General features: G+C 45.0%; 15 protein-coding genes. 10 read left to right on the top strand and 5 right to left on the bottom strand.

The window, feature by feature from the left end:
• Positions 1 to 42: 42 nt before the first annotated feature.
• Both DR864_RS16205 and DR864_RS16200 read right to left on the bottom strand, forming a co-directional pair.
• A complete protein-coding gene (locus tag DR864_RS16205) occupies positions 43 to 1,512 on the bottom strand; it encodes a M20/M25/M40 family metallo-hydrolase (protein WP_114070314.1) in 1,470 nt (489 codons plus the stop codon).
• An 87-nt stretch (positions 1,513 to 1,599) separates the two neighbouring features.
• Entirely contained in the window at positions 1,600 to 2,883 is a 1,284-nt protein-coding gene (locus DR864_RS16200; protein ID WP_114070313.1) for a DUF2851 family protein, read from the bottom strand.
• A 631-nt stretch (positions 2,884 to 3,514) separates the two neighbouring features.
• Here DR864_RS16200 and DR864_RS16195 point away from each other — a divergent pair.
• The 8 genes from DR864_RS16195 to DR864_RS16160 all read left to right on the top strand — a co-directional run bounded on the left by DR864_RS16195 (position 3,515) and on the right by DR864_RS16160 (position 13,019).
• Positions 3,515 to 3,949, top strand: a complete 435-nt coding sequence (locus DR864_RS16195; protein WP_114067967.1) for a hypothetical protein — start codon at positions 3,515 to 3,517, stop codon at positions 3,947 to 3,949.
• Between the two features lie 25 nt (positions 3,950 to 3,974).
• Positions 3,975 to 4,544, top strand: coding sequence for a hypothetical protein (locus DR864_RS16190; RefSeq protein WP_114067966.1), 570 nt, complete (start codon positions 3,975 to 3,977; stop codon positions 4,542 to 4,544).
• Positions 4,545 to 4,726: 182 nt separating this feature from the next.
• Complete coding sequence (locus DR864_RS16185) at positions 4,727 to 5,179, top strand: hypothetical protein (RefSeq protein ID WP_114067965.1); 453 nt, start codon at positions 4,727 to 4,729, stop codon at positions 5,177 to 5,179.
• 22 nt (positions 5,180 to 5,201) lie between these two features.
• The gene (locus DR864_RS16180; protein WP_114067964.1) at positions 5,202 to 5,633 is read left to right on the top strand and encodes a hypothetical protein; all 432 of its coding nucleotides are present in this window, start codon (positions 5,202 to 5,204) and stop codon (positions 5,631 to 5,633) included.
• A gap of 218 nt (positions 5,634 to 5,851) precedes the next feature.
• Positions 5,852 to 6,220, top strand: a complete 369-nt coding sequence (locus DR864_RS16175) for a hypothetical protein (RefSeq protein ID WP_162793888.1) — start codon at positions 5,852 to 5,854, stop codon at positions 6,218 to 6,220.
• Positions 6,221 to 6,480: 260 nt separating this feature from the next.
• Positions 6,481 to 6,642 carry a T9SS type A sorting domain-containing protein gene (locus DR864_RS16170; RefSeq protein WP_114067962.1) on the top strand — a complete coding sequence of 54 codons (162 nt, stop codon included), beginning with the start codon at positions 6,481 to 6,483 and terminating at the stop codon, positions 6,640 to 6,642.
• 169 nt (positions 6,643 to 6,811) lie between these two features.
• Positions 6,812 to 11,794, top strand: a complete 4,983-nt coding sequence (locus DR864_RS16165; RefSeq protein ID WP_162793884.1) for a hypothetical protein — start codon at positions 6,812 to 6,814, stop codon at positions 11,792 to 11,794.
• 73 nt (positions 11,795 to 11,867) lie between these two features.
• Positions 11,868 to 13,019 (top strand): AsmA family protein, encoded by a 1,152-nt coding sequence (locus tag DR864_RS16160; protein ID WP_114067960.1) that lies wholly within the window; start codon positions 11,868 to 11,870, stop codon positions 13,017 to 13,019.
• Between the two features lie 51 nt (positions 13,020 to 13,070).
• On the opposite strand, the gene DR864_RS16155 is transcribed toward DR864_RS16160, so the two are convergent.
• From DR864_RS16155 to DR864_RS16145, 3 genes are all read right to left on the bottom strand, one after another.
• Positions 13,071 to 15,773, bottom strand: coding sequence for a family 78 glycoside hydrolase catalytic domain (locus DR864_RS16155; protein ID WP_114067959.1), 2,703 nt, complete (start codon positions 15,771 to 15,773; stop codon positions 13,071 to 13,073).
• 193 nt (positions 15,774 to 15,966) lie between these two features.
• Positions 15,967 to 17,373 carry an SGNH/GDSL hydrolase family protein gene (locus DR864_RS16150; RefSeq protein WP_114067958.1) on the bottom strand — a complete coding sequence of 469 codons (1,407 nt, stop codon included), beginning with the start codon at positions 17,371 to 17,373 and terminating at the stop codon, positions 15,967 to 15,969.
• Between the two features lie 207 nt (positions 17,374 to 17,580).
• On the bottom strand, positions 17,581 to 18,906 hold the full coding sequence (locus tag DR864_RS16145) for an Nramp family divalent metal transporter (RefSeq protein ID WP_114067957.1): 1,326 nt from the start codon (positions 18,904 to 18,906) through the stop codon (positions 17,581 to 17,583).
• Between the two features lie 285 nt (positions 18,907 to 19,191).
• Between DR864_RS16145 and DR864_RS16140 the strand changes: the two genes are divergently transcribed.
• Both DR864_RS16140 and hemE read left to right on the top strand, forming a co-directional pair.
• On the top strand, positions 19,192 to 19,845 hold the full coding sequence (locus DR864_RS16140) for a metal-dependent transcriptional regulator (RefSeq protein ID WP_114067956.1): 654 nt from the start codon (positions 19,192 to 19,194) through the stop codon (positions 19,843 to 19,845).
• A 91-nt stretch (positions 19,846 to 19,936) separates the two neighbouring features.
• Positions 19,937 to 20,959, top strand: a complete 1,023-nt coding sequence (gene hemE / locus DR864_RS16135; RefSeq protein ID WP_114067955.1) for a uroporphyrinogen decarboxylase — start codon at positions 19,937 to 19,939, stop codon at positions 20,957 to 20,959.
• Position 20,960 lies beyond the last annotated feature (1 nt).

Raw genomic sequence — 20,960 nt, 5'->3', positions numbered from 1 at the left:
TATTTTCGGGACGCCATTAGGGTGTCCCGAAAATAAAAGAGGTTAATTATCGTTCCATTTCCAGTCTTTTCCCAAAATCAATTCTTTTTTAAGACCTTGGGCCACGAGCAAATCGCGGGTTTTGTTGCTGTCTAATTTTTTGGCAGGAAGAGCGTCGGCGTTGGCGAGGGCGTAGAGCAACATAGCCGAAAAGCGCACACCATTGGTCATTTCTTCCCGATTGACGAGGTTGAAGTTGTCGCAGTCGGCGTGGTAGCAGCCGAATACATTAGGCGCCAAACGACCCGCAGGTGCGCCCGTTGGAATCCCTTCCAACATGAAGGGTTGATGGTCTGAATGCAATGCTGCACGACTGCCGACCAAGTTGGCAAAGTTTCCGTCTACCTTCTTTATTTGTTCGCCAACAGCCTGAAAAAAAGGAATCAGCTCATCGCGCCCCCCTACGTTCATGCCCTGTACATTGTTGGTCATGTCGAGGTTCATCATGAATTTTACCTTGTCAATCTGCTTATTTTTTACGAGCTCTTTCACCACCTGACGTGAGCCCAATAACCCTTGCTCTTCACCCATGAAAAGTACAAAATCAATGGTTCGTTTTGGCTTTAATTTAAGGGCTTTAAAGGCACGGGCGATGTCCATAATCGTAAAAGAACCAAGGCCATTATCGGTGGCACCCGTGGCCAAGTCCCACGAATCTAGGTGTCCTCCGATGATGATACGCTCGTCGGTTTTTCCGGGCAAGGTGGCAATGACATTGCGGGCTTTGATTTTTTTACTGACGTTGCGCATGTCCACAATGGCGTGCAAATCAGTGTCTACTTTTATCCAATTCCTGATTTCTTCGCCGCTTTCTTTAGAAATGTTCACGGCAGGAATGGAAATCAGCGAGCCAGTCACAGAAGCGGTTCCCGTCAGCAGTACATTGCCTGGAACTTGATTGACTGTGATAATCGCCGTAGCGCCGTATTGAATGGCCAAGGCCGTTTTTTCGGAGCGGTGTAGATTTTTTTGGCCGGGCTTTCCGTTGACCAAGCTGATGTTTGCCATGGCGATATTGCCCTTTATCTGCTCTTTTACCGCCTCAAAGTCTTCTTCTAGGCCGTTGCCAACATCAACAATGGCACCATTGACCCGCGCCTGCACGGGCGAGTGCGCCAAGGCCACGACGGGTACACTGCGAAAATTATCGCTTTTATTGGGAACAACTTCGAGCGTAACGGTGTCGCGCATCCATGATTCTACTTCAAACGGCTGGAATTTTACATCCGTATAACCGTACTTTTTGAACAAATTAAAAGCATATTGCTCCGCTTTGGCACCGTTGATACTGCCCGTCAGCCGGTGGCCGATGGTAGATACCGCATTGCCTAAAGTTTCGTACGCTCGGCTGTTTTTAAGGACATCTTCGTTGATTTTTTGGAAGGAAGAAACGAATTCATTGTCGCCTCGGAAAGCCAACAAAGCGACCAACAAAAGGCTTACTGAAGAAGCAGATAAAACTTGACGATACATACGGGGTTGTGGAAGCGTTAAGAACTTATAAAAATACAAAAAAGCAGACATTATCGTTTCTTCGTGTCAAAAGTAATTATCAAACGGTTAGGTGTGACGCAAAAGAGATGTGCCAATCGTGCAATTTAAACACTGTTTGGGTTGGCAAAAATGCGTGTAAAGTTCAATAACCCCTTGCGAATCAAACGCTGTCTTCGTGGTTTGCCCCAACGCTGCCCAGACCTCCGTTATGTGGTTTTTTTCGGTAGGGAGTTGTTCTAAAAAGTCCATCGCTTTATCCAAAAAAACGCGATTGTCGCGGGCTTCCGAATAAGCCACTAAAAGCGGAATGACGGTATTAATGACGATATTTTCAACCGATGATTTGCCTAATAGGGCTACTTTTGCCGACGCCTCTTTCTGAAACAAATAATGTTTTTGCCAATAGGCCGATTGCTCAACGCGTAGCAGCCTACTCAATTGTTCAACGTTTTCGGCATGAATGAACAACGAAAAAAAGCTTGTTTGTTGTTGAATTAGGGTGGCCAATTGGGCAAGGCGCACCGTTGGAAAATTGGCGGGACGCAAACGTAAAAATTTCCATTCGTGCAGGCGGAGTTGGTGAGAATTAAGGCCGTACTTGGCCGATAAAAAACTATATTCACGTTCTAACATCAGAGAATAGTCGTCCGAATCTTGCGCGTTGGAAAGCAAGCCCGATTGGCCCAACAACATGGCCTCCAGTTGTGTGCGATTGTCGCGGTGTTTTTGCAAGACTTTGAGGGGTAGTCCCTGCGCCAATCTAAGCATCGGTTCGGCGTTGATTTTAAAGCCAAAGTTTTGGGCCAACAACTGATAAGTGGTTTCCTCCCAATCTTGCTGATTTCGCATCAGCATTTCATGCACGGTGGCCGCCTTGCGTTGGAGGCGTTGGAGGAGGGCGCGGTCGAGCATGGAGCGTTTTTGGAGTTCGGGTACATGTTCAAATTGACCGGCGCACGGAATCATCTCGTGGTTGTCGATGAGCGAATGGTATTTTTGAAGTAACAACAAAGACGTCAGCGGTTTGAGTGCGAGTGTAGGCACCAATGAACCATCGGGGCGGGCAATGACGGCGTCGTTTTCCCAGACTACGTGCAGGATAACGCTGTCGTAGGCGCGGTCGTGCGTGTGGGTATGACGGTGCCAATCTGAGCTGCGCAGGTGCATTTCGACGTTACCTACCCATTCCAAGCCGTCGATGAGCACGCGTCCGTTCAGAAAATCGGGCCCTGCATTGGTATTGCGCAGCCCCACGGCCAAAATCTGAAGTGCCTCGCCCGTAACGGTTTGCAGGTTGGTTTTTTGGAAATACTGAAATTGCCACAGAAAATACAGAAAATCTTCAGACATGGGCGTTGATTCAAATAGGGAAAATGTGAAAGCAGGGTAGTTTTTTTGACGAAAAATCGGATAAAAAGTATCATTGTTTTTTGCGCTAGAAAACAAAAAAGACATGGTGTAAGACGGTAAAGAATAAGAATTTTTGATGAGTCTTTTGACGTATAGCGATTTCCGTTAAGAAGGCGCTCAGGTATATTTTTTGCTTCATTACCTGTTGAGTTCACTCGTAGTTTGGTAGGATTCACCGGGCTTTAATGTGATTTCGCGGTGCTTTTGTATCCCTTTCTGGCTTTATTCCTATCCGTTATTTTTCCCTAATGTGGGTTTTGAACTTTTCTCAGTAGCTATTGACTTTGGCTTGCCTGTGAGGTATGTTTGGCAAGCGGTTTTTTACCAGCATCCATAAAAATTACCGGAATTCCGGTATTGTTCTTTTCGCTCGGCTCACCGTTATTTGTTATTTGCCTTTGGCGGTGTTCTCATCGCCACCGCTTTTTTGAATTTACTCCCCGTTTGAAACGCTCTGTTTTTTGATGAACCAAAAGTTATTTTTTCACCCTCAAACCATCACATTTATGGAGCCATTAAAAATGTTTTTTTTCACGCTATCAATCGTTTTATCACTTAAACCATTAAAAACATGAATAATCCAGCAAGAAAATCAAGCCCTAGGAGACTTTGGACTCTCTACGCCGCCGCTGTGCTGCTGATGAGCGTGAGTTGTAAGAAAGAAGAACCTAATTTAGACTGTGACGACGGTACTTGCTGCGGCTCTGTGCAAGCCGGCAGATTCAAATTCATTCAACAGGTAGAAAATGCTCCCGCTGATTTTTCAAGAAATGGCGGTTTCAATTTTTCATCGGAGGCAAATACTCCAATGCGCGATATTATTGTTTGTGATGTTAATGCATTTGATGTAAGCAAATTAAAACATACCTCAACTTTTGGTACAAATACTCCACCACCGTATAAATATAGAGTTTGGGGTAAAATATATCAATCTTTAGATGCACGGTCATTTGCTGGTTTACCGGTTTACATGATCAATGTTGAAAAAGTAGAGGAAGTAAAGTAAGAACCTGTTAAACCTACATACCACAATGAAAAAGATTTTAATATTTTTGATATGTTTAGTCTATGGGGGGGGGCGACTAATAGCGCAAAAAGACCGGCCCAAGTATCTGCGTGAAGATGACAAATCATTTAAGGAGATGACTACGCGGGTCTCCGAAAATGGATGGATAGAGTTCAAAAAGGAGGCTAAAATCAATCCCCAATCTTTCTTCAAAGACTACGCCAATAGCCTCGGCCTCAGCCAACACTACGATTTTAAGGCCCTTAATGAACAAAGGGATGAAAAAGAGCGACTTCACCAACGTTTTCAGCTTCATTATAAAAATATCCCCGTCGAAGGGATGGAGTTTTCACTGCATACTTTTGAGGATGGCACGCTTCAAACCGCCCACGGGCGAATCGTAGAGGGGATTGATACCGATGTATCTAAGCCCATAACAGAACGACGTGCCCTTGAAATCGCATTAGCCGATAAGAAACTATCTTTCGACGATTTTAAAGAAGGAGAAACTAAATTGCCCGACGGAACACTGCTATTTGCAAAATTAATTCGCCCTTGGTGGTGTTCTCACCGCCAGGCCTTACTTACGGCATAAAGCTTTGATATTCAAATAGATATAGTATAAAAAAGATTATGAAACAGGTTTTGATAACCTCCTAAAGAAAGACCATAAAAGCTATCCATATCCCTTTTATCCATTTATCCACCTTAAAACCCCTCATTTTGCCTATGAAGCATCCTCAAAATGAAATATTTAACCCTTAAAACAACAGAAACATGAAACGATTGTTAAAACCCCTGCTCTACGCCGCCGCTGCGCTGCTGATGAGCGTGAGCTGTAAGAAGGAACAGACCCCGATTGACCGTTTTGCGCTCCGCCCGGAACTTGACTGCGAAAGTTCCAATGGCAACTGCTGTAGGACTACACCTGGGATTAGATATGAATTTATAACCGAACTCAAAGACGAATTAATATCGATTTCGGCCATCTCTGATAGTATTTTTCCCTATTTGTGGGGTTCCGGTATAAAGATTAATGGGAAAACTTTGGGAGGCTTTTTGTGTGAATTGGGCCTTGAAAAATTGAAAGGCTTATCAGCTACTCCTATTACCAAAGCCCAGATTCGTGTGTCAGGAAAAGTGTATCTGAATAAAGGTCAAACTACTTATTCGTTAAATACAAGCTATTTGTATGAATTAAGCATCGAAAAAGCAGAATTAGTCCGTTAAACTTTTTTAAAGAATCTTTACCATGAAAAAGCTACTAATCTTAACTACAATCTGTTTAGTCTATTGGGGGGGGGGGCTATTTGCACAACAGGGCAATTCTCAATATACTCCCAAATACCTGCGTGAAGACAACCAAGCGTTTAAAAATCTCACTACGCGAGCTACCGAAAATGGCTGGATAGCGTTCAAAAAAGAGGCCAAACTCAATCCAAATACTTTCTTCAAGGATTATGCCGGTAGTCTTGGCCTTGGGCAGCACTACGATTTTAAGGCTCTCAAAGAGGAAACCGACAATAAACAAATCAAGCACCAACGGTTTCAATTACACTATAAAAATATACCCGTTGAGGGCGCAGAGTTTAGCTTACATTCTCAGAACAATGTTTTGAACATTGCGCACGGTAGAATCATAGATGGATTGGAAATAGATATAGCAAAGCCTATTCGCCCTTGATGGTGTTCTCACCGCCAACCTTTATTTATAGTATAAAATCCTAATATTCAAATAGTTATATATTAAAAATACTATAAAAACAGGTTCCGCTAACCTCCCCTAAACAAACTATAAAAGCTATCCATATCCCTTTTACCCATTTATCCACCTCACCCCCCCCTTTTGCCTATGAAGCACCCTCAAAAAGAAAAGTTTAACCCTTTAAAAAACGTATGAACATGAAACGATTCGTAAAACCCCTGCTCTACGCCGCCGCTGTGCTGCTGATGAGCGTGAGCTGTGGAAAAAAAGACCCCACTTCCTGTGGACCCGAAGATCAACGCTATAAGTACATGAAAACCGTGAAAAATGCCCGCGCTGATTTATACCAAAATGCCGGGTTTATCATAGAAGGAGGAGATGGGCCTCTTATTTGCCCCTTTCAAGTTGAAAAGTTTGCCACTTATGAGAATACCTATGTACGAGGAAAGCCCCAGCCTTTTAAATACCGCATTTGGGGAAGAATATTTGACTGTGGTGGATGCCCTACACTTACCGCAGATCCTTTTCCTCATATTGTAATTGATAAAATTGAAAAAATTGATTAACCAACTGCCACTATGAAAAATACAGTAATATTTTACGTTTTATTTTTAGTCTATGGGGGGGCGACTATTCGCTTAAAAATACCAACCCAAATACTTACATGAAGACAGCGCAGCATTAAAAAAGATATAAGCAATCTATGTAGTCTAATTATTTTATAGAGAATTTATTTTGAAAGAGTGCCACCGCTTTTTAATGTATTAACGAAAGGGTAATACTTGGGTGTTATTTGGAAAAAGGGTAAGAAGCGAGGCTGCAATTCATGCATCTCACCGGCGGTGTCATTATGCAGAAGACGCTGGTGGGCGAAGGGGGTTGGCAGCGGGACCAAACGGACCTGTCGCATCAGCCCAATGGGGCGTATCTACTGCGTTTTGAGGCAGATAAACGAACCATAACCCGCAAGTTTATGATTGTGAAGTAAAAGTAGGAAATTGTTTTCTGAGCAGCGGCAGTAGCGTTCACTTTGACGATACTGCCGCTTTTTGCTAATTTTGAAGGGAGCGGTCGAAAAAAAAACGTAAAAACCGTCGTTGTTAAAATGATTGTAACGCTTTGAACGTTACTTTAGAATGTTAGCAAAAAGCCTGTACATGAAACAGTTTCAACATATATTTTTAGTCTCGGTGCTGTTGGTTGGGGTGCGTGTGCAAGCCCAAGTGGTAAAGCTCTCGGAAGACCCCGCCCAGTTTATGGCCGATGCGCAAAAAATGATGGCGATGAGTGGCAGTCCGGCGTATGTCAAAGCGGCTAAGAACCTAGAAACGCTGTGGTTAGACAGCCGTTTGACGCAAAACCACCAAAAAAGTATCATTGCGCTCTCGCGGCGGATGGTGGCCAAAGGCTACAAACCTGCTATGCCGCATTTTGAGCAGTTTTTTAGCGGCATCAATGCGGCCTTTAACGGCACCTACGCCAACCCCGCCGAAGTTGATAATTACTTGACCGTGGCTACGCAAGTGGTGGAAACTTACGATACCAAAAGCGCGCTTAAATATTTCGAAACGGCGCGAAACCTGTTTGAAAATCGCCTGATTTATCTTTCAAATTTTAACCGTTTGTTTGCCTTCGAGGGTACGTTCAGCTTTCGCTTTGTGGATGCGGCGGCCGATGCCGCCAAAGCCACCGACCCGACCAAACCTGTCGCTGCCAATGACGGATGGGGAAGTGTGACTGCCGATTCGACGGGGTTGCTCAGCAGCGCCACCGCTTACGAAAAAAAGCCTTTGCCCACCGTTACGGGTGCGCTTATTGAATTCAAAAATGTAAATTTGGTCATGACCACGGCCAATGACTCCGTTCCCATCACCCAAACCAACGGGCAGCTGGCGGTCAGAGAAGGAATTTGGCTCGGAAAAGGCGGGAAAATGACCTGGGAGATGGCGGGCACGCCGGATGTGTACGTCACATTTGGGGGGTATAGTTTTAACGTAGGCTTGCCAAAAATCATGACCGACGACGCTAAACTGAATTACGCAGCCAAGCTCGCCCAACCCGTTGATGGACTTTTTGAGTACGAAAGCAAGCGGCGGCCCAAGGGTCAGCCGTCGCCGTATCCACGGTTTGTGTCTTATCAGAACGACGCGCAGTTGAAAGGACTGAGCAAAAATATGCGCTACAAAGGCGGCGTGTCGTTGGTGGGTTTGAAACTGTCGAGCGGTTCGTTAAGTCAGGAGCCGTCAACGCTTATTATCAGCAACGGCAACAAAACAGCGTTTAAATCAACGAGCCGTCGGTTTGAATTTGCCGACTCCCTCATTACGTCGCCGTTGGCAAGTTTTGCAACTTATTTAGGCGATAAAGATTCTTTGTATCACCCCGCCATTCGACTTTCTTACAACGACTCAGAAGGGCTGGTGAAGGTTCAAAAAGCCGAGCGAACGGGGTATCAAAATACCCTTTTTACTGATTCTTATCACAAAATGTACATCGACGCCGAAATGGTACGCTGGAGTTTTGTGAAAAATGAAATTGAGTTTTCGGTCATTGCGGGCAAAAATGTCGTTCCTGTCCGTTTTGAATCCTTTAGTTTTTTCAAGCCAGAGCGTTTTCGGGCCATGAGCGAGCAGTACGGTTTTCATCCGTTGCTGATGGTAGCCAACTATATTTCCAAACAAAAAACACCGACCTTTTTTGCCGAAGATATCGCGCTGTTTTACAAGCGTGACCCCGGGGCGCTGCGTACGGCATTCAGTCAGTTGAATGCCGATGGGTACTTGGCCATTGAGCCCAAGACGGGGCTGTACCGAATGGCGAGCAAAGGACTTTTGTATGTGTTGGCCAATAACAAACAAACCGACTTTGACAACTTTCTGGTGTCGTCGCTCTATCCCGCCAACAGTACCACTGCCAATGCTTCTATCGACCTTAAAGACAATGTGTTAACGATTCGGGGGGTTGAGAAATTTACCATTAGTGATTCCCTGAAAATCGTGGCGATTCCGTCAGACAAGCAAATCAAAGTCTATAAGAATCGGGATTTTATGATGAATGGCTTGCTGATGTCAGCCAACTTTAGGTTCAATGGGCGTGATTTGATGTTTAATTACGACAAGTTTTTTGTGGACTTGAACAAAATTGATAAGATTACGTATATCCCCAAAGAAGCCTATGATAAAGGAAGTTCGACCGAAGTGGGTGGTGATATTGTGTACGAAAAATCAGGGAGAATCTACCTAAATGACCCTGGGAACAAATCAGGAGGTAAGAAAAATTCGGTATTCCCGCGCCTGAGTGTGCCTGAAGGCATGACGGTTTATTTTGACCAACCCGATCGGGGAGAGCTAGCCTACGATAAAAAAGTCTTTTTCAAAATTCCTTCACTGGATTATGACAGCCTCGGTACGCAGGACATTGTGTTTATCGGGACCTTCAATTCGGGCGGGATTTTTCCGCCGTTTCAGGCACAACTGCGGTCTATGCCCGACAATTCATTAGGTTTCAACTACACGCCTCCCGCGGCTGGTTATAAAGTCTACGGTTCCAATACCACCGTCAAGTTTACAAAAGAACTGGTAATGGATAAGCAAGGACTCCGCTCGCAGGGCGAAATTGCCCACCTGAGTGCGCGGATTCCGACCCAAGCCATGCTATTTATGTCTGATTCGTTGATTGCGAGCGGAGCGGAGGCAGAAATCAAAGAAGCGACCATTGGCAAAGCCTATTTTCCTAAAGTAGAACTACGCAATTATAGCTTACGCTGGATGCCCAAAGCTGATAGTATGTCGCTGACTACCAAGGGGAATACCTTTAATTTTTACAACGCTACCACCAAGTTAGACGGACGTATTGTACTGCGCTCTACGGGATTGTACGGCAAGGGTCTTCTGCGTCGAGATGACTCTGAGCTCACTTCTCAGGACATTAAATTTAACAAAGAAGGGTTTTTGGCGGGCGAGTCGCAGTATAAAATTATCTCCGCCACCAACGCCACCCGGCCAGTATTGTTAGGGCAAAATGTGGACATTGATTTCAACATCGTGAAAGGATTGGTGGGGATTTCTACGAACAAAAATTCGTTAGAAAACACATTGATGGAATTTCCGTTTGCCTCGTATCGAACGTCTATCAACCGCGCGCAATGGAATATTAATGCCAAAACCATTGCGATGAAAGGTGATGTGGCTACGTCGACCTTTACGGCGACCGCACCCGAACAAGAAGGCTTGACCTTCAACGGCTCGTCGGCATTGTATGAGATTGAAAAAATGACGCTCAACATCGGAGGTGTACCGTTTATCAAAGCTGCTGATGCCAAGGTGCTACCTGACAAGGGCTTGGTGGTGGTGCGTCGCAACGGAGAAATGACAGCATTTAAAAATGCACGTTTGGTCCTTGATACGTTGAATGAATACCACCGCCTGAAAAACGGAAATATCCAGATTGTGTCCCGCACTAAATTCTCGGGCGATGCCACCTACTTATATGCCACGGTAACCAATGACACCATTCCCGTAAAAATGGGCAATTTTGATTTGCGCCAGATAGCAACGGCTTCGGCCTCAACCAGTACCCGCGCTCCGCAGAATAAAACAAAGGTATTTTCGACCGTTGCCCGGGCAGAGATTGTGGAGACCGATAATTTTGTGGTGGGACCGAGGTTGCAGTACAAAGGCGGCATGACGATGTTGGCCCCAGAGCCGAACTTGCAATTTGACGGCTACATCAAGCCCATTATAAAAAAACGGCCCGACTTGGTCGCATCTTGGATTCCGTTCAAAGAAACACCGACCAAAGATGTGGCGCTAAAAGTAACGCCAGCCCTCAAAAATGAGTCTGATTTGCCGATTTCGGTCGGATTACACTATCGGGCGGGGGCCGATGGGTTATACAGTACGTTTTTATCGCCCAAAGAAGCCCGAAATGACCAGACTATTTTTGAAGCGCAGGGGCTGTTGCGGTTTGATGCGAAGAGCAAATTATTTAAAATTATTCCCGAGACAAAATCAGCGGATGAGTTGGTGGATGAAGAAAATGCGTACACCTTCAATGATGCCAAAGGGACCATCAGTTATCTGGGAAAACTTAACTTGATTAACGAACGGAGCGAGAAAGAAGGAGAAGAGATGATTTTGGCGTCGGGAAGTGTGCAAACAAACATTGACAGCACTTCCTATCGTTTTAATACGTTGCTTTCAATGAATTTTCCCGCCAATCGGGAGATTATCACCAAAGCGGCGGAGAATATTGTTCAAACGAATTTGGATGAACAAAACAGCGATCCCGCAGAGCCCGATTTTGAACGTTTAGGGGCGAAGTTGACCGCCTTAATCGGCCGAAAAGCTACCGATAGCTACATTGCTCGTACGGCGGCGGCGTATAAGCCGCTGTTTGATGCATCGCCCAAATTTAATGCGTCGTTGGTATTATCAAACGTTGATTTGAGGTGGTCGGCACCGCAAAATGCGTTTTATAGTGTGGGCAAAATCGGGGTGTCAAACCTTGGAAACACCGACATAAATGCGGAGTTGGAAGGTATGGTTGAAATCCGTAAAAACGCCCGGGGCGATGAAGTGAGTATTTATATCGAGTCGTCGGAAGATGTTTGGTATTACTTTGACTGGCAACAGGGGAAATTGGCGATGGTGTCTTCGGTTCAGGAAGTGAATGATTTTATTACGGTCAAATCTCGCGATAAAAAAGAGTCAACCGTGCTACCGATTGGGCTAGAAGAACGCGATATGTTTGTGAGCCGGTTCATGTCAATGTACCGCCCAAGACCTAAAAAGCCTACATTGGCCAAAGATACCAAGACACCCGCCAAGGGTACTCCTGCCAAAGCCGCTCCTAGCGGCGGAAACAAAACTGCGGCCGTTGCTCCAGCCAAAACCAAAGAACCTAAAGTAGAAGAGACGGAGCCCGAAGAAGAAATAGCGGAGGAAGCCGATACAAAAGTAGCCGATAAAGCCACCCCTGCGAAAGGAAAGAAAGACACGAAAACTTCAACGGCTAAGGATACCAAAACGGCCGCTAAGCCAACTGACCCGAAAGCTAAGCCAGGGGCAAAAGTAGCGCAGACCCCCGCCAAAGTCCCTGCTAAGAAAAAAGAGAAAGAAGAGGAAAAAGAAGGGTTTTAGATAAAACGCCACAACGGGCATGGTTTTTTAGGTGTGAATATTCTACAATGTTCACACCTAACCGACTTATTCAATGGCCTTTGGAAATCCTTTCAGAAATAAAAAAATCAGAATAATAACCATTGCCGTCGGCGTTTTAATGCTGATTCGGCTTCTGCTTCCGTTCTTTATTCTTCGTTATGCCAACAAAAGCTTGGCAACCATGCCCGACTACTATGGGCATATTGATGACATTGATTTGTCAATCTACCGAGGAGCGTATCAAATCAACGAAATGTATTTGAATAAGCTTGACGAAAAGTCAAAGCGTCAAACGGAGTTTTTTAAAACCCAGAATATTGAGTTGTCTATTGAATGGGCACCTTTATTGAAAGGGTCGTTGGTTGGTCAGTTGGTGTTTGATTCGCCCACACTGATATTTACCAAAGACAAAACCGAGTTGGATGATGTTCAGAAAGATAGCAATGATTTTCGGAAACTGCTGAAGGACTTCATGCCGCTTAAAGTCAACAAATTTGAGATTAAAAATGGGAGTATTCATTATATAAATCCCAATTCTACGCCCAAATTGGACGTTTTTCTAACGAAGACGTATATGCTGGCCCAAAACTTGACCAACGCGGATGATAATTCCAACAGCCTGCCCGCAACCGTGAGCGCCCGGGCCGTGGCTTACACAGGTGAGATGGTGCTGAATATGAAATTGAACCCTTTGGCCGAAGAGCCAACTTTTGATTTAAACGCCGAAATCAAGAATTCAAATTTGGTATTGCTGAATGATTTTTTCAAGGTGTACGGGCATTTTGACGTCAATAAAGGAAATTTTGGGCTTTATACTGAATTCGCGGCCCAAGACGGGAAATTTAAGGGGTATGTAAAACCCATCATCAAAGAATTGGATGTGCTCGGACCAGAAGATAGAAAGGATGCATTCTTTCAGAAATTGTGGGAAGGACTAGCCGACGGAGTGACCAAAGTGCTGGAAAATCCTAAAAAAGACCAGGTGGCTACCAAAGTAGCCATTGAAGGAAGTTTCGAAAATCCACGCACTAAAACCATTGATGCCATTTTTGAACTGCTCCGGAATGCTTTTATCCGGGCACTCGTACCGAGTGTTGATAATCAAATCAGCTTAAATTCACTAAAAGATGTAGACAAAGAAGATAAGCGGAATCTGATCCAGAAAATCTTTAACAAAAAGGAGAAAGAACAAGAGAAGAAATAATCCATAAAATGCCTTGGCAAGTAGTTAAAACTTGCCAAGGCCGAACTAACATTACCATTCAAATACATACTCTCCAGAGCCCGCTTCAATGCCTTGGGCTGTTACTTTAAGACTTTGCGATTTTGCGGCCTGATTTACCTTGTCAACGCTCGCGTTAGGTAGTAAAATAAGGGCTTTTGAGTTGGCAGGCACGCTTACTTTCAGCGTTGTTTTTCCGTCTTTTTGTTCCCATGCCGACGAAATGGTTCCGTAAGGGCTTTCGTACGACCCTTTTGCATACGTAAAACCGCCGCCGGGTTTGGGGGCAATCAGGAATTTTTTGAAACCGTTGTCTATCAAGTCGATGCCCAGTATATTTCTATACATCCAGTCGCCGATGGCTCCGTAAGCGTAGTGATTGTAAGAATTCATGCTCACATCCTGAAAACTGCCGTCTGGTTTGATGCCGTCCCAGCGCTCCCAAATCGTGGTTGCTCCCATCTTGACGGGATAGAGCCACGAAGGGTAGGTTTCTTGATTCAACAACGCATAAGCGATTTCATTTTTACCGAAACGTGTAAGAACATGACAGAGGTAGGGGGTGCCTAAAAACCCTGTTGTGAGGTGATTGCCGTGGTTTTTGATGTCCTGCACCAGCCGTTCAGCGGCTTGGGGGCGCATGTTTTCGGGCAGCAGGTCAAAATGCAATGCCAATACATAGGCAGTTTGGGTATTACACACCAATCGACCGCTTGGCGACATATATTCCTCAAGAAATGCTTTTTTAATATTATTGTACAATTCCCCGTACAGCACGGCATCGGTGGCTTTTCCGAGGGCTAGGGCAGCTTTGGAGGTCAAGTGAGCCGAATGCGCAAAAAAAGCCGTTGCGATAAAATCATTGTCGGTTACGGGTTCGCCTATTTGAGCATTTCCGCGATACGAAAGCCAATCGCCGAAATGTTCACCGTTGCTCCAAAGCAATTTATCCCCCGCATTTTTGCGGATATACTCTACCCACTTTTTCATGCTTTCGTACTGGGTTTCGAGCAAACGACGGTCGCCGTATACTTCATACATCGTCCACGGTACGATGGTGGCTACGTCGGCCCAACCTGCTGATGATTTGATACCATCAGGATTATCGCGTTGGAGCAAATCAGGGACAATGTGCGGCACTCCGCCATTGGGCTTTTGGTCAATGGCTACGTCGCGGAGCCATTTTGTAAAGAAGCTCGCCACTTCTCGGTTGAAAGTAGCCGTACGCGCAAAAGCCTGAGCGTCGCCAGTCCAACCGAGACGTTCATCGCGTTGAGGACAATCGGTAGGAACATCGACAAAATTGCCACGCTGACTCCATACAATGTTTTTATGAAGTTGATTAACAAGTGGTTTGGAAGATTCGAAAGTTCCCGAAATAGGAACGTCTGAATGAATCACGACGCCCGTAACATCATCTGGGGCGGGCTCGCCAGGCCATCCTTCTAGCCGTACGTAGCGAAAGCCCATAAAGGTAAAATGGGGTTCGTAGGTTTCATTAACCCCGCCTTTGAGGGTATAATTCAACTCACATTTGGCATGGCGGAGATTGGCGGTATAAAAGTTGCCTTTTTGGTCAAGCACTTCGGCGTGGGTCACGCGGATTTTGGTTCCTGCGTCACCTTTTACCTTTATTTTTACCCACCCAACCATGTTTTGTCCAAAATCAAGTACGGTTTCTCCCGCGGGTGTTTTGAAGATTTTGAGGGGTTTGATTTCTTCAATTCTACGTACGGGTGGACCAGCGGGAGCCACTAAATTATCTTTGGGGTAGTTGCCGAGTTTTACATTCCACCAAGTCGACGCGTCAAAACCTACGGATGCCCAGCCGTTTTTTTCGAGGCGAGCGTCGTAGGTTTCGCCGTTATAAAGGTCATTTTCGCGGATGGGCCCGTCGGTAGTTGCTTTCCATGATTCATCCGTTCCGATGATTTGTTCGCTGCCGTCGGTGTACTTTACAACGAGTTGCGCCAGCAGCGCCACCCGCGTTCCCCAAAGATTGCGGTTGTTTTCCCACACCAAATTTCCACGGTACCAGCCATCGCCGAGCATTGCGCCAATGGCGTTTTTGCCCGATTGTACTTGATTGGTCACATCATACGTAAAATACTGAATACGCGCTTGGTAGGCCGTCCAGCCAGGTACAAGTACGTCTTGGCCTACGCGCTGCCCGTTGATGTACATTTCGGGGAGTCCACGACCCGTTAAGTATAGCCGGGCGGATGCTATTTTTCCTTTGGATTTAGTGGTAAATTCTTTGCGAATGAGAGGTGCGGGCTGCTGTTTTTTAACGTCAAAGCCTTCTTTTTCGGGTTCAATCCACTGGGCTTGCCAATCAGCGGAATTCATAAGTCCCATTTCAAAATACTGCACCGCCGATTCTGCAACATTTCCTAAGTTATCCGTCACTTTTACTTTCCAAAAATACCGTTGCCGAGATTGCAGGGTTGGGCCTTGGTAATCAACCAGATGAGAGGCGTCAGAAGGGATGTCGCCTGAATTCCAAATCGTTGATTTTTTGGAGAATTTTGCGTCTTTGGCGACTTGTAATTGATACGATTTTTGCATCGTATTGCGCTGCGACGAAATGAGTTTCCAGCTAAAGCGCGGCAACGCTACATCAATACCGATGGGGTTGGTTTTATATTCGACGCGCGGCTGCTCTACGCGCAGAGGAGAAGTTTGGGCGAATGCAATCGTCGAAAAGAACCACAATAAGCCGAACAAATATTTCATGGGGTGTAACAATAGATTGATTTAAGGAATAAAGGAAAGATAAGTCGATTTCTACACTGTCCTGTGCTTTGCTGAATGGAGAAATCGGGCATCTTATTGATGCAATAATCGGGGAGAAGCAATTAAAAACCCGTAATCGGTTGGCGATTACGGGTTTGAAAAGTTGGAAGAAGGAAAAGATTACGGCCTATTTTTATTTTCCTACAAAAAAGCGGGTTTGGAGAAGCGGTATTTCCAAGCCGTAATGCCGATTGAGGGTTTTGATGACCTCATTGGCAATGACGGCCTGCCCGAAAGCCGTAGGGTAAATGCCATCTGCTGAGAAGAAATTACCGTTTTTAGGCCAAGCCGGGCTCACAGCGACTCCATCATCTGTGACATAATTACCTGCCAAAATCCGTTTATAAAGGCTGTATATATCAACTACAGGTAAATTAAGCAATTGCGCTTGGCGTTCTATTTCGAAGGTGTTATAACTTTCAGGAGATACCATCGTAATCTCAGGATCTGAATAAGCTTCCGAAATAACATCTTCATCCTGTAATTTTACAACTCCCTTTATTCCTCCATTAAACAATTGGCCGGTTTTATCATTAATGATTATTCTGTCAACGGAAGCATTATAAGGCCGATAATTATTTGAACCCAAGTTTGTCTGTATTAACAGCTCAAGTCCGGACTTTTTAATTTTTTCTTCACTAATTTGTTGAAAGTAAGGAACTTCAAGTAAGTTAGGGACATTGAGGAGCACTGCTTTATTTTTCTTATCGGTTAAAGATTTTATCAAAAGGAATTCAGGTGAGGTTGCCACTAAACCCTGACTGCCTGAAATGGAACCACCCCCTGCTGATATGGCAAAGTAAGTGTCATCCGATCCAAGTTCGATAATAAATAAATCAGCATTTTGTGCCTCTACCCATCTTGAAGGGGTATTGTGTCTACTTTTTATTGCTTCATTTACCACCTGGTCAATATATTTATAACTCTTGTTTTTTGGATTGATTAAGTGGTAATATTGTAATCCTTTTGGTATCTCCGGAAAAGCCATCTGATCGATTTCCACTTTGTCTTTATCTCCAAAATCCGTGTAGGCCGTTTCCCCGTTGCGCTGAATTACCCCTAGATTATTGGTTACCATGTTGAATTTTACCAAGGGTCCTGCTGTGCCCGCCACGGTCTTGTAACCCGTACCATTGCCTTCTGCCTCCGAAAACAGCGGTTGCACAAACGATACGCCCATTTGTCGAGCAACCAAATTAGGGAAGGCAGTCAGTTGCCCTTCTCGATACAGGCCACCGTCACGAAATCCCGCCGACAGTGCCCCGCCCACCGAGACCAGTCGAAACTTACCCGCTTCTTTCTGAATTTTACTCAAATCGGGCGCTTTCGCGGGTTTTTCGGGCAATACCTCCGTATCAGGTCTTACGCGGATGGTGGTGTTTCCTACATTGCTCAATCCCAACCAGCTATTTTCTGCTTTGATAGCCTCAATCAATGGAGCGTCGGAATTGATAATAGACAGGTCAATGTTGGAGGTGCAGGCAATAAATTCGGTTAAAATAGAGGCCAACACCAATGAAACAAAAGGTTTTTTTTTCATGGCGAGATAGATAAGTGCTGGAAAAGTCAAAAATAGAAGGCTGTTAATAGGTATTTTTTTATCTATTTGAAATCGGCTTTGTCGGTGCAAATATCTGTGTTTATATAGTAGGCCACAATACCGGAATTCAGGTATTTTTTAAGGTATTTTGGTAGTTGAGCTAAGCTTTAGGCACGTTAAACGTATGTCTTTTACGCAAAACGGGTCCTAAGTGAAAGTATCTATCAATAAATATAGATTCAGCACTACAATGATGGCGGCAATCACCCAACTAACCGTAGAAAGTAAACGAGAGTTGACAAAACGACCCATCCAGTCGCGTTTGTTGGTGAAAATAATCAGGGGAATCACGGCAAAGCTCAATTGGATGGAGAGAATTACTTGACTGAAAACAAGCAGTTCGCTCGTGCCATGTTCGCCGTATTGGATAGCAACAAACAGCGCGGGAACAATTGCAATCAGCCGAGTGATGAGTTGGCGAAGCCACGGTTTCATTTGCAGATTCAAAAAACCTTCCATCACAATCTGCCCCGCCATGGTGCCCGTGATGGTGGCGTTTTGTCCGGCGGCCAACAAAGCCACGGCAAACAATACGCTGGCCCATCGACTGCCCAGAAGCGGGTCGAGGAGGTGATGGGCGTCGGTAATGTCGGCTACTTGTTGGTTTCCACTGGTATGAAAAGTAGCCGCCGCCAAAATCAAAATGGCTGCGTTGATAAAAAACGCAATGCCAAGCGATGCCGTTGAGTCGATAGTGGCATAACGAATGGCCGATTTGCGCCCTTCATCCGTGCGTGCGTAGGCGCGGGTTTGGATAATGCTAGAGTGTAAATATAAGTTATGCGGCATCACCGTAGCGCCCAAAATACCAATGGCTACGTACAACATCCCGGGGTTAGTAATCACTTCTTTTTGCGGAATCAATCCACCCGCTACTTGGCTCCATTCGGGGTGAGAAACGATGACTTCGTACACAAAACACATCAATACGACGCCAATCAGCCCACCCACAATGCTTTCAATGATTCGGAACCCTTTATTCTGAAAATATAAAATCAGCAATACATCCAACGTAGTAATGACTACTCCCACCGATAAAGGAATATGAAATAGCAAATTGAGGGCAATAGCGGAGCCTAAAACTTCGGCCAAATCACAGGCCGTAATGGCTATTTCGGCCAAGGCCCACAAAACGAGGGCTACTTTTTTGGGAAAATAAGCGCGGCAAGCCTGCGCCAAATCCATACCAGTGGCAATACCCAGCTTGAGCGATAAATGTTGCAGAAGCATGGCAAAGAGATTGGATATCAGAATAACGGACAATAGCGTGTAGCCAAAGCGCGCTCCTCCTGCGATGTCGGTCGCCCAGTTTCCGGGGTCCATATATCCAACGGCAACCATTAAACCTGGCCCAATGTAGGCCGACATTTTTTTCCAAAAACTGCCTTTTGTGTGTACGGCAATGCTCGCGTTGGTTTCAGAAAGAGATTGGCGGTCGAGAGGCATATTTTGGGTAGACAGTATTAATTTCATTGTTTTCGTTCGTTTTGTGGCGGCACAGCATTTAGTACTCAAAATAGCTGTGCCACCGAGGTGTTTTCATGGCTTGTTAATAATAGACAATACAAATATAAGGGTTTTCAAATATTTTTTTTAGATTGGTCTAAATTTTTTATTTATCGTTTCTAAATTTTCTTTTTTGATGAAAGTTGTCAAGTATTTTTCACTGAAATTCAAGGCTTTATCAGAGATATTGAAATGCTGAGTGCAGAAAAGTGAGCTAAATTTTGTTTTTTTGTTGAAACAAAATGTAAAGTCTTGTATTCATTCACGGAAGAAAATTACCTCAAGACCATCTTTTACCTGTCAATCGGGGCTAAGGAAGGTGTCTCAACCAACGCTCTGGCCGACAGTACCAATACGCGAGCGGCGTCGGTTTCAGACATGCTTAAGCGGTTGGCAGAGAAAGGATTGATCAATTATCAAAAATACCGAGGTGTCACCTTGACCGAAGAAGGTGAGCGGCTTGCGTTGCTGGTCATTCGGAAGCACCGTCTTTGGGAGGTTTTTTTGGCCGAAAAACTTCAGTTTGGCTGGGACGAAGTACACGTGATTGCCGAAGAACTAGAGCATATACGCTCGGAGCGCCTGATTGAAAAATTAGACGCTTTTTTGGGGTATCCCAAGTTTGACCCCCACGGCGATCCAATCCCTAACGCGGCGGGCGAAATGCCCCGTTTTATTTACCGTAAACTTTCGGAAATTGTGGAAGGAACTACCGTGGTTATGACGGGAGTATCAGAACATTCCCCCGCGTTTTTGCAGCATTTAGACAAAGCGGGCCTCACCCTCGGTTGTCAACTGAAAGTGAATGAAGTCAGCGATTTTGATAAATCAGTAAGCGTTTTGATTGACAATGTACGTACGTTGTTTGTCAGTCATGAAGTTGCAAAAAATCTTTTGGTAAAATAACATTTAAATTTTTCGAGCTTCTTTAGGCAGAGTTGTTGATATTTCTCCCCATCTCACCAACCTACTACCAGCTTCTTTGTACATTTGCAGTATGGAATTATTACAAAATGACCTTCTCCTGCGGGCTGCGCGAGGAGAAAAAACCGATCGTGTACCTGTTTGGATGATGCGTCAAGCAGGACGAATATTGGCCGAATACCGTGCCGTGCGCGAAAAAGCGGGTAGCTTTATTCAACTTGCCACTACGCCAGAACTGGCCGCCGAAGTCACTATCCAACCCGTAGATTTGTTGGGGGTAGATGCGGCGATTATTTTTTCCGATATTTTGGTTGTGCCCGAAGCGATGGGCTTACCCTACGAAATGGAAGAAAAACGCGGGCCAGTGTTTCCAAAGGTGGTGAAATCAATGGGCGATATCGACCAATTGAGAATCGCCGATCCAGAAGCTGATTTAGGGTATGTGCTGAAGGCCATTCGTATTGTAAAGAAAGAACTCAACGGCCGAGTGCCTTTGATTGGTTTTGCAGGTGCGCCATTTACTATCTTTTGCTACATGACGGAGGGCAAAGGCTCAAAAACGTTTTCAGTGGCCAAAAAAGCCCTCTACGCTGACCCTGAATTTTCGCATAAATTGCTCCAAAAAATCACAGACAGTACTATTTTGTACCTAAAAGCCCAGATTGCGGCGGGAGCAAATTTGGTTCAAATATTTGACTCTTGGGCGGGAATCTTGTCGCCGACGCAGTATCGGGAGTATTCGTTGCCTTATATCAAACAAATTTGTGACGCAATCACCGAAGTTCCCGTCACAGTATTTGCCAAGGGAGCCTTTTTTGCGCGTAAGGAAATAGGCGAATTAAGTTGCGAAGTAGTAGGGCTGGACTGGAATATGGATATTGAGGAGTCGCGCCAGTTGATTCCTACCAAAACGTTGCAAGGAAACCTGGACCCGTGCGTGCTTTATTCCTCATTCAGTCAAATAGAAAAAGAAGTTCGAAAAATGCTGGAGGCCTTTGGTAATCAGCGTTATATTGCTAACTTAGGCCATGGAGTATATCCTGACACTGATCCTGAGAAGGTGCGTTGCTTTATTAATGCTGTAAAATCGTACTGAT

Origin of the sequence: Runella rosea (assembly GCF_003325355.1) — a bacterium.
Classification (GTDB): Bacteria; Bacteroidota; Bacteroidia; order Cytophagales; family Spirosomataceae; genus Runella; species Runella rosea.
The sequence above is the reverse complement of the archived record's forward strand: the minus strand, read 5'-3'. Positions and strand labels throughout refer to the sequence as shown.